Origin of the sequence: Mameliella sp. CS4 (assembly GCF_019392335.1) — a bacterium.
Taxonomy (GTDB): Bacteria; Pseudomonadota; Alphaproteobacteria; order Rhodobacterales; family Rhodobacteraceae; genus Antarctobacter.
The window spans coordinates 513,758-527,423 of the sequence record NZ_JAHXRQ010000001.1 but is presented as its reverse complement, the minus strand read 5'-3'; the positions used below and the strand labels follow the sequence as shown (position 1 = coordinate 527,423).

Genomic DNA, 13,666 nt, shown 5'->3' with positions numbered 1-13,666 from the left:
GGAAACGCCAACAGGGGCATGAATTGCAGACCCAAAGCACCAGTATCCCGTCCGGGCTGACAGGCGCTATTCAGCGCGTGCTGGTGGTCGATGATAGCCGTGCACAGTTGAAGATGGTCGAAACGATGGTCCGCCGCTGGGGGTACGAGGTGATGACCGCCGATTCCGGGCACCAGGCGCTGGAAATCATACGCCGCACGCCACCTGACCTGATCCTGTCGGACTGGATGATGCCGGGCATGACCGGTCTGGAATTCTGTCGCCATTTCAGGAAGTTGTCGCAGAACGGCTATGGCTATTTCATTTTGCTCACCTCCAAGAGCGAGAAGGACGATATTGCCAAGGGGCTGGACGCGGGCGCCGATGATTTCCTGACCAAGCCGGTCAATGCACATGAACTGCGCGCCCGCATCACCGCCGGCGAACGCATCGTGTCGATGGAACGGCAACTGTCGGAAAAGAACCGGCAGGTTTCGGACGCATTGGAGGAGCTGCGCGAGATTCACACGGCGATCGACAATGACCTGCGCCAGGCGCGGACGATCCAGCAATCGCTTGTCCCCGAACGCATCTGCGAGGTGCTGACCTCACGCGTCAGCCTGCTGCTCAGGCCCTGCGGCCATGTCGGTGGCGATCTTGTGGGTGTGTTCAAGCCCGGCTTCGGGCGGTTGGGGCTGTATAGTATCGACGTTTCGGGCCACGGTATCACCTCGGCGATGGTGACGGCGCGGGTTGCGGGATATCTGTCGTCGACCTTCCCGGAACAGAATGTCGCCCTGGAACGGCGGTTCGACCAGTTTTACGCCATGCGCGAACCGGCAGAGACGGCGCAGCTGCTGAATCAGAGGCTGGCGGCCGATCCCGGGGTCGAGGAATACCTGACGATGGCCTATGTCGCCGCCGACCTTGCCTCGGGGCGGATGCGCATGGTGCAGGCCGGACATTCGCCGCCTCTGTTGCTGCGGGCAGACGGCAGCCATGACTTCATCGGCGATGGCGGGCTGCCCATCGGGCTGGTCGACGAGGTCAGCTATGATCAGCATGATTTTCAGCTGCAGTCCGGGGACCGCCTGCTGCTTTATTCCGACGGATTCACCGAGGCGGTGATGAAGAACGGCGAGATGCTGGGCGATGATGGCCTGGTCGAGATCTTTCGCGAAAGTGCGCGCTTCGGCAGCGGGCCGGACCTGCTGGAGGATATGTTCTGGCGCCTGACCCAACAGATGGAAAGCGCGGCCAAACTGGGTGATGACGTCTCTGCGGCGCTGCTGGAATTCGACGTGCTCAAGGATGCCCGGGCCTGACGCCGCTACAGGCAGAACCGCCGGACAAAGCTGCTGTCGCCCCGGTTGCCAAGTTCGCCAACGGCCTGCTCCGGGCTGCGCCAGATCGCGGTATGGCCGGCCTCTGTCGGGGGGCCATGCGGGCGCACGGGCTGCGCCGTGTAGATCACACACAGCTTTTCCGCCCAGAGATCGTATTCCGGCATGAAGGTGAACCGCCGAAACGCGCCCAGCCTGCGGGGCCGGGCGATTCGCCAGCCGGTTTCCTCGAAAACCTCGCGGTGCAGGGCGAATAACGGCTGTTCGCCCGGGTCGATGCCGCCACCGGGCAGTTGCACCTCTGGTCCCGGGTCGGCCTGGAGCGTCAGCAAAAGCCGCCCGGCGCGGGGCAGAATGGCATAGACGCCGGGCCGCAGCGTGTAGCGCCGCCCGGGTTCCGGCGGCGTGCCGATCCTGGGTGTCATCCCTGGCCCCCTTTGCGTCCGGGTTCATTCCTCTTATATGGTCGCGATATGCCAGCCAAAGGCACACAAGGAAACCCCATGAGCATCGGCAACATACTCGCCTGGGACGACACCGTCCTGCCCTTTCAGCTTGACCGTTCGGACATGCGCGGCCGGGTCGCCCGGCTTGACGGCGTGCTGTCCGGCGTTCTGAAACAGCACGATTACCCCGCCCCGGTCGAGGCGCTGGTGGCCGAGATGGCGCTGCTGACGGCGCTGATCGGCCAGACCATCAAGCTGCGCTGGAAACTTTCGCTGCAGGTGCAGACGAATGGCCCGGTGCGGATGATCGCCACCGACTATTTCGGCCCCGAGAAAGAGGGCCAGCCCGCGCGCATCCGCGCCTACGCCAGTTTCGACCGCGACCGGATCACAGATGCGCCGCCGTTCCAGCAGCTTGGATCGGGTTATTTCGCGATCCTGATCGACCAGGGCAAGGGCATGCAGCCTTACCAGGGCATCACCCCGATCGCGGGCAGCAGCCTGTCGGATTGCGCGGCGGCCTATTTCGCCCAGTCCGAACAGCTGCCCACCACCTTTGCCCTGTCCTATGGCCGGTCGACCGAACCGGGCGTCGCCGAACACTGGCGCGCGGGCGGCATCATGCTGCAGCACATGCCCAAGGCCTCGCCCTTTGCCAGTGATGAGGGCGGGTCCGGCGAAAAGGGCCTGTTGCAGGCCGAGGACCTACTGAGTGGCGACAACCAGGAAAACTGGACCCGCGTGAACAGCCACCTGCATACGCTGGAGGAAATGGAGCTGATCGGCCCGACCCTGTCGCCGACAGATTTGCTGTTTCGCCTGTTCCACGAGGAACAGCCGCGGGTTTACGACGCTCAGCCGGTGCGGTTCGGGTGTACCTGCTCCGAGGACCGCGTGCGGCAGAGCCTGTCGATCTACTCGGCCAAGGACATCGAGAAGATGACCACGGACGAGGGGCTGGTGACAGCGGATTGCCAGTTCTGCGGCGCGCATTACACGCTGGACCCGGCCAGTGTCGGGTTCGAGGCGAATGATCCCGATGACACGGCCCAATGACACGATCTGACCAGGAAGCGCGGTTGCGCCGGGCGCCGGATGCGCCCGGGGCGCCCTCATCGGATTTCGACCTGAATCCCAAGGTTGTGCTGCCCGAGGGACGCAAGTTGCGCCCGGCGGGTGTGTTGGCGGCCTTTCGCCCCGGTGCGGATGGGCTGGACCTGATCCTGACGAAACGCTCCAGCCGGTTGAAACATCACCCCGGCCAGATCGCCTTTCCGGGCGGCAAGGTCGATCCCGGCGACGCGGACGAGGTGGCCGCCGCCCTGCGCGAGGCACACGAAGAGGTGGCCCTTAACCCCGGCCAGGTCGAGGTTCTTGGCACGCTGCCGCCGCATGAGACGGTGACAGGTTTTGTGGTGACGCCTGTGATCGGGCTGGTACATGGCGATTTCAACCCGGTGCCGGAACCCGGCGAGGTCGACGAGGTCTTTGCCGTGCCGTTTAGCCATGTCACTGACCCGGAACGATTTTCTGTGCAATGGCGGCGCTGGCGCGGGCAGCGGCGGATGTACTACACGGTGCCTTTCGGGCCCTATTACATCTGGGGTGCCACGGCGCGGATGCTGCGCGCACTGGCCGAGCGGGTTCAGCCATGACCCGCGTCACCGGAGAGTGGCTCGAATCGCCCGCGACACAGACGGTCATGGCGCTGCTCGAAGATGGGGGCCACCTTGCCTACGCGGTGGGCGGCTGCGTGCGCAACGCGTTGCTGGATGTGCCGGTGAGCGACGTGGACATTTCCACGGACGCGCGTCCGGAACGGGTGATGGACCTCGCAAAAGCCGCCGGATTGAAGGTTGTGCCCACGGGGATCGACCACGGCACGGTGACGGTGGTCGCCGACGGCGAGGGATTCGAGGTCACGACCTTTCGTGCCGATGTGGAAACCGATGGCCGACGGGCCGTGGTGCGCTTTGCCGATGATGTCCACGAGGACGCGGTGCGGCGCGATTTCACCATGAACGCGCTGTATGCCGACCGGCGCGGCACGCTGGTCGATCCGCTGGACGGGCTGCCGGACCTTGAGGCGCGGCACTTCCGTTTTATCCTCGACGCGGACACCCGCATCCGCGAGGACTATTTGCGCATCCTGCGGTTCTTCCGGTTTTCCGCTTGGTACGGCGATCCCGAGGCAGGGATGGACCCCGAGGCGCTGGCCGCCATTGCCGCCAATATCGACGGGCTGGATGTGCTGTCGCGTGAGCGGGTCGGCGCGGAACTGGTCAAGCTGTTGAAGGCGCCCGACCCGCTGGTGTCCGTTTCGGTGATGGAGCGGCTGGGCGTGCTGGCCCATGTCCTGCCCGGGGCGGGCATCACGGCGCTGGGCCCCTACCTGGTGCACGAGGCGGATCAGGGCATGGCGCCAGATCCGATGGCCCGCATGGCGGTCATGGGCTATTTCGACGGGGCTGCCTTGCGCCTGTCAAAGTCCCAGCAGCGCGAACTGGACCTTTACCACACGCACATGTCCGGGACGGAGGGGCCAGCGGAATTGGCCTACCGCCACGGAAGCCAGTCGGCCCGGACCGTGATGGTCCTGCGCGCCGCCAGCCTGGGGATGCCGGTTCCGCCGGATCTGCCGGAACATCTGTCGCGTGGGGCGCAGGCGAAATTCCCCTTGAAGGCCAAGCACTTGATGCCAGAGTATCAAGGCGCCGCGCTGGGCGAGGCGTTGCGGCGCGCCGAAGATCACTGGATTGCGCAGGATTTCGCGCCCGATGGTCCGGCCCTGCGGAACTGGCTAGACGAGGGGTGACAGGCCGGAAATTCTGGCCTAATACATGATCGACTCATGTAATTCCCGGGAGACATGATGGTGCGTGACAGGATCCTGATCAGCTTCGCCTGAGCCGGTCTGCACGCGCGGGTCGGCCACAGGCAGCCCCGCTTTACCCTTAATCATTGTCAAAATGCTCCAAGGAGCGCCCGGTATGTTCCGTTTCTTTGAAAACCTCGTCGATCCCTACGGTCCCTATCCGAAAAAGGATACCCCACCGCAGCGCCTGCTGCCCTTCCTGATGGACTACGCCCAGCCGTTCCGGCGGCTGTTTGTCCTTGCCACCTTGATGTCGGTGATCGTGGCCGCGGTCGAGGTCGGGCTGATCTGGGCGATGGGTTGGGTCGTCGATATCCTGTCCGGCGATCCCTCACAGGTCTGGCAGCTGCATGGTACCGCGCTGATCTGGTTGGCTATCTTCATCCTGCTCCTGCGGCCCGCGATCCAGGTGCTGGACGTTCTGCTGCTCAACAACGCGGTGATGCCCAACTTTGGCACGCTGATCCGCTGGCGGTCGCACGCGCATGTGCTGCGCCAGTCAGTCGGTTGGTTCGAGAACGATTTCGCCGGGCGCATCGCCAACCGCATCATGCAGACGCCCCCGGCGGCGGGCGAGGCGGTGTTCCAGGTCTTCGATGCGATCACCTTTTCGCTGGCCTACCTCGTGGGGGCGATGGTGCTGCTGGGCGATGCGGACCCGCGGCTGATGATCCCGCTGGTGGTCTGGTTCGGTCTGTATGCGGTGCTGATGCGCTGGATCATCCTGCGGGTCGGCCCGGCGTCCAAGGCGGCCTCGGACGCGCGCAGCAAGGTCACGGGCCGGGTGGTGGACAGCTATACCAATATCCATTCTGTCAAGATGTTCGCGCATCACTCGCGGGAACTGGACTACGCCAAGGAGGCGATCGAGGACACGCGCCAGACCTTCCAGGTTGAGATGCGGCTGTACACGATCATGGACCTGGCGCTGATGATCCTGAACGGATTGCTCATCGTCGGCGTCGTCGGCTGGGCGATTGCGCTGTGGATGCAGGGCGCCGCCTCGACCGGGGCGGTGGCGGCGGCAACCGCGCTGACCCTGCGGCTGAACGCGATGACCGGCTGGATCATGTGGGCACTGACCACCTTCTTTCGCCAGCTTGGCGTCGTGGCCGAGGGGATGGAGACGATTGCCCAACCGATCACGCTGGTCGATTCACCAAAGGCGAAGCCCCTGAAGCTGACCCAGGGCGAGATTCGCCTCGACCACCTCAGCCACCATTACGGGCGCGGGACCGGCGGTCTCGACGATATCTCGCTGACCATCGCGCCGGGCGAAAAGATCGGCCTTGTGGGCCGGTCAGGCGCGGGCAAGTCGACGTTGGTCAAGCTGCTGTTGCGGTTCTACGACGTGGAAAAGGGCCGCATCCTGATCGACGGGCAGGAGATTTCCACCGTCACGCAGGACAGCCTGCGGCTGAACATCGGCATGGTGCAGCAGGATTCGGCGCTTCTGCACCGGTCGGTGCGCGACAACATCCTGTACGGACGCCCCGATGCCAGCGAGGCGGACATGCTGGAGGCCGCGAAACAGGCGCAGGCGCATGACTTCATCCTGGACCTCGAAGATCCGCAGGGCCGCACGGGTTACGACGCCCATGTGGGGGAACGCGGCGTGAAACTCTCGGGCGGACAGCGGCAGCGGGTCACGCTGGCGCGGGTGATCCTGAAAAACGCACCGATCCTGCTGCTGGACGAGGCGACCAGCGCGCTGGACAGTGAGGTCGAGGCGGCAATCCAGGACACGCTTTATGGCATGATGCAGGGCAAGACAGTGATCGCCATCGCCCACCGCCTGTCGACCATCGCCCAGATGGACCGTATCCTTGTCATGGACGAAGGGCGGATTGCCGAAGAGGGCAGTCATGACGCGCTTTTGGCCAAGGGCGGGCTATATGCCAGTTTCTGGGCACGCCAATCGGGCGGTTTCCTTGATCCGGACACGCAGGCAGCGGAGTAATGCAGGCACTTTTCCAGAAACTGATCGCGCGCGCGGGCAACCTGATCGACCCGGAGCGGCAGGCCGAAGGCATGCCGCCCGACCGTCTGCGTCCCTTCATCTCCTGGGCCTTGCAGGGTGGCGGCGTGATCATCTGGCTGGGTGTCGCGATTTCCGTCTTGGCCGGCGTGACAGAGGTGCTGTCGATGTACCTGCTGGGCCGCGTGGTCGACGCGGTGGCCGGGCCGGTGCAGAACGGTTTCCTGACCGATCACCTGGGGCTGATCGCGCTGGCGGTCGGGCTCTTGCTGGTGGCGCGTCCGCTGCTGTTCGGTGGGCTGGCGCTGACGCAATCGGTGATGATCGGGCCCAATATCTTCAAGTTGGTGCTGGCGCGGCTCTACCGCTGGACCATCGGCCAGTCGGTCACCTTCTTCGACGACGATTACGCGGGCCGCATCGCGCAAAAGATGGTGCAGGCCGCACGCTCGCTGACGGAAATCGTGATCGAGACGGTCAATGCCGTGACATTTGGCCTGGCGACGGTCATCGGCACCGCCGTCCTCCTGGCCTCGATCCATCCGGGGATGCTGCTGCTTCTGGCGGGATGGTTTGCGCTCTACCTTGCCTTCCTGCGGGTGATGCTGCCGGTCATCCGCCGCCGGTCCGCCGCGCGGGCCGAGGCGCAGGCGATGGTGACCGGGCAGGTGGTGGACACGATTTCCAACATCAAGACGGTCAAGCTGTTCGCCGGGGACATGCAAGAGGATCGCCGCGCGCTGGGAGAGATGGAAAACCTGCGTGGCAAGACGCTGAATTTCGGCGAGGCGACCACCGCCTTTCGCCTTGGCCTGATCTTTATCGCCGGGCTGCTGCCCGTCATCATGGTGGGCACCGCCATCGCGATGCGCAGCGCGGGTGTCTCGCCCGGTGACATTGCCGCCGTGGGCGCGGTGACGATCCGGCTGGCGCAGATGACCGGCTGGATCAGCTTTACCCTGATGGTGATCTATGGCCACGTGGGCGAGGTCGAGGACGGGATGACCACGCTCAGCGTGTCGCACGCGTTGACGGACAGGCCCGGCGCCAGCGACCTGCAGGTGACAAAGGGCGAGATCACCTTTGACAATGTGCATTTCGCCTATGGCGGGCGGACGGGCGGCGTGTCGGGCATCGACCTGACCATCCATCCGGGTGAAAAGCTGGCCATTGTCGGGGCCTCGGGCGCGGGCAAATCCACGCTCTTGTCGCTGCTTTTGCGGCTGTACGACAGCGAAAGCGGGCAGGTGCGGATCGACGGCACCGATGTGTCCGGCGTTACCCAGGCCAGCTTGCGCAGCCAGATCGGCATGGTCACGCAGGAAACCGCCATGTTCAATCGCTCGGCCTTGGACAATATCCGCTATGGCCGCCCCGACGCGACAGAGGCCGAGGTGATCGAGGCCGCGAAGCGCGCCGAGGCGCATGACTTTATCCTGGAGCTGGAGGATTTCCGCGGTCGCACCGGTTATGGCGCCTATCTGGGCGAACGCGGCGTGAAACTGTCCGGCGGGCAGCGACAGCGCATCGCGCTGGCTCGTGCCATCCTCAAGGACGCGCCGATCCTGGTGCTGGACGAGGCCACCAGCGCGCTCGATAGCGAGGTCGAGGCCGCGATCCAGCACGCGCTGGGCCGGGTGATGGAGGGCAAGACCGTGCTGGCCATCGCGCACCGTCTGTCGACGATTTCCAGCATGGACCGGATCGTTGTCCTGCACGACGGGCGCATCGCCGAACAGGGCACCCATGACGAGCTTTTGGAAAAGAAGGGCCTCTATGCCCGCTACTGGGACCGGCAGTCCGGCGGTTTCCTGGGCGAAGACGCGGTGGAGGCGGCGGAATGATCCGACGCATGCTGCCAAAGATCGACCCGTTCCAGCCGGCGGACGGGGCGCCGCCGCAGGGCCTGTGGGCCTTTGCGCGCTGGGCGCTGAAGGGCGCGGAAAAGCCGATCCTGCTGGCGGTTGTCGTCACCGCGATGACCGGGATTTCCGAACTGGTGGCGGCGCGTTTCACCGGCTGGGTGATCGACGGCGCCGAAGCCACAGGGCCGGGCGCCTTCTGGGAGCCGTTCTGGTGGCTGATCCTCTTTGGTCTGGCTTTCTTCCTGCTGATCCGGCCGCTGATCTTCGTCTTTGACGCCGGTGTCTCGGGCGTGATGCTGGGGCCGAACCTGTTTCCGATGGTGCTGCAACGGCTGAACAGCCATGTCCTTGGCCATTCGATGCGGTTCTTCGAGAATGATTTTGCCGGGCGGCTCAGCCAGAAGGCGCTGCAGGTCTCGCGCGCGCTGACTGATCTCGTGCTCGAAACCACGGATGTGGTTGTCTACGCGCTGGCGATGTTCATCGGGGCGTTCTTTCTGCTGGGGTCGATCGATCCCTGGCTGCTGGGTGTCTTTGCGCTTTGGGCGGTTCTGTATGCAATGGCGCTGCGCTATTTCATCCCGCGCGTGCGGCGCCTTTCGGCGGCGCGGGCGGGGTCGCGGACCGCCGTCACCGGGCAGATTGTCGATACCTATTCCAACATCGCCACGGTCAAGCTGTTTGCCCGCGACGATGACGAGGACGCGGCCACGCACGCGGCGCTGGACCATTACCGCGCCCGCGCTCTGGATTTCGGTGAGCTGTCGGCGGTCTTTCGCATGGTGCTGATGACGCTGGGGGGCATCCTGCCTGTGGTGTCGATCCTGGGTGCGCTTTACCTCTACAGCATCGGCACGGCGACGGCGGGTGACATCGCGGTGACGGCGATGGTCACGACCCGCCTGTCGATGCTGACCAACCGGCTGGGCCGCGTGGCCATGTCGATCTTTACCAACATCGGAGAGATGCAGGACGGGATCGGCACGCTGACGCCCGGGCATGAGATCACCGACCGCCCCGCCGCCGCATCGCGGGCCGAGCCGGGCGAGATCCGGTTCGACCACGTGGGCTTTGCCTATGGCGGCGAGGGGCATGCGCTGTCCGGGTTCGACCTGACCATCGCGCCGGGGGAAAAGGTGGCGCTGGTGGGCGCCTCGGGCGCGGGGAAATCCACCGCCGTCTCCTTGCTGTTGCGGCTTTATGACGTGGAACAGGGGCGCATCCTGATGGGCGGCATGGATATCCGCGACCTGACCCAGCAGGCGCTGCGGCGTCAGATTTCTGTCGTCCGGCAGGAAACGGCCATGTTCAACCGTTCGGCGCTGGAAAACATCCGCTATGGCCGGGCGGAGGCGACGGACGAAGAGGTGTTCGAGGCCGCGCGCCGCGCCTCGGCGCATGAGTTCATCCAGGACTTGTCGGACCACAAGGGCAACCTGGGTTATGCCGCGCGGTTGGGCGAACGGGGGGTCAAACTCTCGGGCGGACAACGCCAGCGGATTGCGCTGGCGCGCGCCATCCTCAAGGACGCGCCGGTTCTGGTGCTGGACGAGGCGACCAGCGCGCTGGACAGCGAGATCGAGGCGGAAATCCAGGACGCGCTGGGCGAGGTCATGCGCGGCAAGACCGTTCTGGCCATCGCGCACCGGCTGTCGACCATCGCCCAGATGGACCGGATCCTGGTGCTGGACCAGGGCCGGATCGTCGAGGAAGGCAGCCATGAGGCACTTCTGGCGCAGGGCGGGCTTTATGCCCGCTACTGGGAACGCCAGTCGGGCGGGTTCATCGGGGCCGAGGCCGCCGAGTGACGCCGGGTTCTGGTCTGTTTGGCCAGCGCCGGATAGTGAGTATTTTCAGAGAGAAGAAGCAGCAGGGGGTCGCGCATGTCCAAGGGCGCGCAGGAAGTGACCATCGAACGTCTGGGCCACCACGGCGACGGAATCGCACCGGGGCCCATCTATGTGCCCGGTGTTCTGCCGGGCGAGGTGGTCACGGGCGAGGTTTCCAATTCGGTCATGGCGGCGCCGAGGATCGTGACGCCTTCGGTCGAGAGGGTCTCGCCGCCGTGCCGGCATGCGAAATCCTGCGGCGGCTGTCAGTTGCAGCACGCCGCCGATGGTTTTGTCACCGGCTGGAAGGAAGACGTGGTGCGCCGCGCGCTGGAGGCGCAGGGGCTGGCCTGCCCGATGCGCGACACGGTGACCTCTCCCGCGCGGTCGCGACGGCGGGCGGCCTTTTCCGTGCGCCGCACAAAGAAGGGCGCGCTGGCGGGGTTCCACCAAAAGGCCTCTGACGTGATCGTCGCGGTGCCGGACTGCCAGTTGGTGACGCCTGCGTTGTCGGCCGCGCTGCCGATGGTGGAGCGGCTGGCGGTAGCAGGCGCCTCGCGCAAGGGAGAGATGTCCGTTCTGGTGACAGAAAGCCTGTCGGGGCTGGACGTCATGGTGAGGGGCGGCAAGCCGGTGGACGATGCGCTGCGGGTCGAACTGGCCAATATCGCGCAGGGCGAAGGGCTGGCCCGGCTGGCCTGGGGCGATGAGGTGCTGACCCTGCGCCCGCCGCACCAGCAGTTTGGTACGGCCCTTGTGACACCGCCGCCGGGTGCCTTCCTGCAGGCGACGCAGACCGGGCAGGACGCGCTGCTGGCGGGTGTGCTGGAGGCGCTGGAGGGGGCAAAACACCTGGCCGACCTGTTTGCGGGCTGCGGCACCTTTGCCTTGCCGCTGGCCGAACGCGCGAAGGTCCACGCGGTCGAAGGCGACCGGGCCATGACCGCCGCGCTGGACAAGGGGTGGCGCCAGGGGCAGGGGCTGCGCCATGTCACGACCGAGGCGCGCGACCTGTTCCGAAATCCCCTGTTGCCGGATGAGCTGAAACGCTTTGACGGCGCGGTGATCGACCCGCCGCGCGCGGGCGCAGAGGCCCAGGTGGCCGAGCTGGCGCGGGCCCGCGTGCCGCGCATCGCCCATGTGTCCTGCAACCCGGTGACCTTCGCACGCGACTGTGCGCAGCTGGTGGCGGCGGGCTATCGCCTCGACTGGCTGCGGGTGGTTGACCAGTTCCGCTGGTCCACCCATGTGGAACTGGTCGCCGCATTGCAGCTGGAGAATTGAACCCATGAGTTTTCGCGCCCGCGTCGGGGCCATCGTCGATGCGCCCCGCGTGCAGAATGCCATCATCGCCGTCATCATCCTGAACGCCGTTGTCCTCGGGATGGAGACATCTGAGGTGTTGATGGCCCGGTATGGCACGCTGATCATTGCCCTCGACAAGCTCTGTCTTGCGGTCTTTGTCGTCGAGATCGCGGCCAAGCTGCTGGCCCGCGGGGCCCGGTTCTTTCGCAATGGATGGAATGTCTTCGACTTCTTGATCGTGGGTATCGCGCTGGTGCCGGGCGGGCAGGGGCTGTCGGTGCTGCGGGCTTTGCGCATCCTGCGGGTGCTGCGGGTGATTTCCGTGGCCCCCCGTCTGCGCCGCGTGGTCGAGGGGTTCGTCACCGCCCTGCCGGGCATGGGCAGCGTCTTCCTGTTGATGGCGATCATCTTTTACATCGGCAGCGTCATGGCGACGAAGCTGTTCGGCGACAGTTTCCCGGAGTGGTTTGGCGACCTTGGCCTGTCGGCCTATTCGCTGTTCCAGATCATGACGCTGGAAAGCTGGTCGATGGGGATCGTGCGCCCGGTGATGGAGGTCTATCCCTACGCCTGGGTGTTTTTCGTGCCCTTCATCATGGTCACGACCTTTGCCGTGGTGAACCTGCTGGTGGGTCTGATCGTGAACTCGATGCAGGATGCCCACCACGAGGAGGATACGATTGCCACCGATGCCTACCGGGATGAGGTGCTGGCCCGGCTGGTGGCGATCGAGCAGCGGCTTGCCGCGCGGGCGGGCGATGGCGAAAACGTGAGCTACGCAAAACAGGGCGACTGAGATACACTGCGGCAAAACGAAACGAGGCAGTGAAATGACGATTCTCAGGCTGGTCCTACTGATGGCCCTGGGTCTGACGGTGGCGGGATGCGGCAAGTTTCCCACCTACAACGGACCGGAGGTGACCCATGTCCTTGTGGACAAGGGTGAACGCCGAATGCACCTGATTCACCATGATGAGGTGCTGGAATCCTACGACATCGGTCTGGGATTCGCGCCGAACGGCGACAAGAAGATCGAGGGTGACGGCAAGACGCCCGAAGGCAGCTACATCATCGACCGGCGCAATCCGAACAGCGAGTTCTACCTGTCGATCGGTGTGTCCTATCCCAACCATGACGACCGCGCCGAGGCCAAGGACCTGGGCAAGAGTCCGGGAGGCGACATCTTTATCCACGGCCGCCCGTGGAAGTACCGCAAGGGCGGACGGGACTGGACGGCGGGCTGTATCGCCGTGACCAACCGCGAAATTCGCCAGATCTATTCAATGGTGAATAACGGCACCCCGATCACGATCACGCCCTGATCCTGCGCGCAGAGGTCCCGGGTCAGGCCCGGGACGGGGTCAGCGATATCCTGCGCTGGCCCTGAGAGCGACGTCGGTCAGCTTGCGGCGGGGGGTGTTCCGCTGGGGGTCGGGCCGGCATTGCCGGGGGCGCCAAGCACCATCGTCCACCAGATCTTGCCGTTGGATTCCTGGTGCCAGGCAAACCCCAGGTCGCGCGCGGCAGGATCCAGGATCACGGTGCGTGTGCTTTCCTGTTGCATCCAGGCGGCCAGGGTTTCCAGCTCCGTCTCATAGGTTTCCGACAGCGTTTCGCCCACGAGGTGGCCCTGGTAGCCGACGCGGCGCACGCGGTCGATCGGCGAAGAGCCGTCCGATCCGAAGTGCCAGGGCCGGTTCTGCACCGACATGTCGCGAGCGTGGGTTTCGGCGGCGGCGTTCAGCTTGGAGTCCAGTTGCAGTTCCGGGGCGCCGGCGCTTTTGCGTAGTGCATTGACCGAATCGAGCATCCGGTACTGGATTCGGCCACGTCCGACAGAAGAGATGCGATAGACCTCCGGCAACGGCTTGCCGTCCGGCCCCAGGCGGGGTTCGGTGCTGCTCCCGGTGGGGGTGGTGGTGCAGGCCGCCGCGGCAGCGGAGGCGGACAGGGCGATAAAGGCGCGACGGTTCATCTGGACTGCTCTTGGACTCTTCGTTTGACCCTGCCTTAGCGAAGGACGCGTTGCCGATCAAACCCACATCG

The 13,666-nt window shown here is 65.2% G+C and carries 12 protein-coding genes; 10 read left to right on the top strand and 2 right to left on the bottom strand.

Annotation, left to right across the window (positions count from 1 at the left end; translation table 11 throughout):
- Positions 1-23: 23 nt before the first annotated feature.
- Complete coding sequence (locus KZZ07_RS02450; RefSeq protein WP_370631057.1) at positions 24-1,304, top strand: PP2C family protein-serine/threonine phosphatase; 1,281 nt, start codon at positions 24-26, stop codon at positions 1,302-1,304.
- Positions 1,305-1,309: 5 nt separating this feature from the next.
- On the opposite strand, the gene KZZ07_RS02445 is transcribed toward KZZ07_RS02450, so the two are convergent.
- Positions 1,310-1,747, bottom strand: a complete 438-nt coding sequence (locus tag KZZ07_RS02445; protein ID WP_219512033.1) for an NUDIX domain-containing protein — start codon at positions 1,745-1,747, stop codon at positions 1,310-1,312.
- Positions 1,748-1,825: 78 nt separating this feature from the next.
- Between KZZ07_RS02445 and hslO the strand changes: the two genes are divergently transcribed.
- The 9 genes from hslO (at position 1,826) to KZZ07_RS02400 (ending at position 12,942) form a co-directional block, all read left to right on the top strand.
- Positions 1,826-2,824 carry an Hsp33 family molecular chaperone HslO gene (gene hslO / locus KZZ07_RS02440; RefSeq protein WP_219512031.1) on the top strand — a complete coding sequence of 333 codons (999 nt, stop codon included), beginning with the start codon at positions 1,826-1,828 and terminating at the stop codon, positions 2,822-2,824.
- The gene (locus tag KZZ07_RS02435; RefSeq protein ID WP_219512030.1) at positions 2,821-3,423 is read left to right on the top strand and encodes a CoA pyrophosphatase; all 603 of its coding nucleotides are present in this window, start codon (positions 2,821-2,823) and stop codon (positions 3,421-3,423) included. The genes hslO and KZZ07_RS02435 overlap by 4 nt, the downstream gene beginning before the upstream one ends.
- Positions 3,420-4,583 (top strand): CCA tRNA nucleotidyltransferase, encoded by a 1,164-nt coding sequence (locus KZZ07_RS02430; protein WP_219512029.1) that lies wholly within the window; start codon positions 3,420-3,422, stop codon positions 4,581-4,583. The genes KZZ07_RS02435 and KZZ07_RS02430 overlap by 4 nt, the downstream gene beginning before the upstream one ends.
- Positions 4,584-4,758: 175 nt before the next feature.
- Positions 4,759-6,603, top strand: a complete 1,845-nt coding sequence (locus KZZ07_RS02425; RefSeq protein ID WP_219512028.1) for an ABC transporter ATP-binding protein — start codon at positions 4,759-4,761, stop codon at positions 6,601-6,603.
- On the top strand, positions 6,603-8,465 hold the full coding sequence (locus tag KZZ07_RS02420; RefSeq protein WP_219512027.1) for an ABC transporter ATP-binding protein: 1,863 nt from the start codon (positions 6,603-6,605) through the stop codon (positions 8,463-8,465). The genes KZZ07_RS02425 and KZZ07_RS02420 overlap by 1 nt, the downstream gene beginning before the upstream one ends.
- A complete protein-coding gene (locus KZZ07_RS02415) occupies positions 8,462-10,294 on the top strand; it encodes an ABC transporter ATP-binding protein (RefSeq protein ID WP_219512026.1) in 1,833 nt (610 codons plus the stop codon). Before KZZ07_RS02420 ends, KZZ07_RS02415 begins: the two co-directional genes overlap by 4 nt.
- A 75-nt stretch (positions 10,295-10,369) precedes the next feature.
- The gene (locus tag KZZ07_RS02410) at positions 10,370-11,599 is read left to right on the top strand and encodes a class I SAM-dependent RNA methyltransferase (RefSeq protein WP_219512025.1); all 1,230 of its coding nucleotides are present in this window, start codon (positions 10,370-10,372) and stop codon (positions 11,597-11,599) included.
- 4 nt (positions 11,600-11,603) lie between these two features.
- Positions 11,604-12,416: an ion transporter gene (locus tag KZZ07_RS02405; RefSeq protein WP_219512023.1), complete on the top strand. Its 813-nt coding sequence runs from the start codon at positions 11,604-11,606 to the stop codon at positions 12,414-12,416.
- Between the two features lie 34 nt (positions 12,417-12,450).
- Complete coding sequence (locus tag KZZ07_RS02400; RefSeq protein ID WP_219512021.1) at positions 12,451-12,942, top strand: L,D-transpeptidase family protein; 492 nt, start codon at positions 12,451-12,453, stop codon at positions 12,940-12,942.
- Between the two features lie 77 nt (positions 12,943-13,019).
- Here the strand turns inward: KZZ07_RS02400 and dalA are convergent, their stop codons facing one another.
- Positions 13,020-13,595 (bottom strand): divisome-associated lipoprotein DalA, encoded by a 576-nt coding sequence (gene dalA, locus KZZ07_RS02395; RefSeq protein ID WP_219512019.1) that lies wholly within the window; start codon positions 13,593-13,595, stop codon positions 13,020-13,022.
- Between the last annotated feature and the right edge of the window lie 71 nt (positions 13,596-13,666).

Bases quoted from the DNA above. Each gene is read 5' to 3' on its own strand.
- KZZ07_RS02445 (WP_219512033.1), bottom strand. From the start codon at position 1,747: ATGACACCCAGGATCGGCACGCCGCCGGAACCCGGGCGGCGCTACACG.
- hslO (WP_219512031.1), top strand. From the start codon at position 1,826: ATGAGCATCGGCAACATACTCGCCTGGGACGACACCGTCCTGCCCTTT.
- KZZ07_RS02435 (WP_219512030.1), top strand. From the start codon at position 2,821: ATGACACGATCTGACCAGGAAGCGCGGTTGCGCCGGGCGCCGGATGCG.
- KZZ07_RS02430 (WP_219512029.1), top strand. From the start codon at position 3,420: ATGACCCGCGTCACCGGAGAGTGGCTCGAATCGCCCGCGACACAGACG.
- KZZ07_RS02425 (WP_219512028.1), top strand. From the start codon at position 4,759: ATGTTCCGTTTCTTTGAAAACCTCGTCGATCCCTACGGTCCCTATCCG.
- KZZ07_RS02420 (WP_219512027.1), top strand. From the start codon at position 6,603: ATGCAGGCACTTTTCCAGAAACTGATCGCGCGCGCGGGCAACCTGATC.
- KZZ07_RS02415 (WP_219512026.1), top strand. From the start codon at position 8,462: ATGATCCGACGCATGCTGCCAAAGATCGACCCGTTCCAGCCGGCGGAC.
- KZZ07_RS02410 (WP_219512025.1), top strand. From the start codon at position 10,370: ATGTCCAAGGGCGCGCAGGAAGTGACCATCGAACGTCTGGGCCACCAC.
- KZZ07_RS02405 (WP_219512023.1), top strand. From the start codon at position 11,604: ATGAGTTTTCGCGCCCGCGTCGGGGCCATCGTCGATGCGCCCCGCGTG.
- KZZ07_RS02400 (WP_219512021.1), top strand. From the start codon at position 12,451: ATGACGATTCTCAGGCTGGTCCTACTGATGGCCCTGGGTCTGACGGTG.
- dalA (WP_219512019.1), bottom strand. From the start codon at position 13,595: ATGAACCGTCGCGCCTTTATCGCCCTGTCCGCCTCCGCTGCCGCGGCG.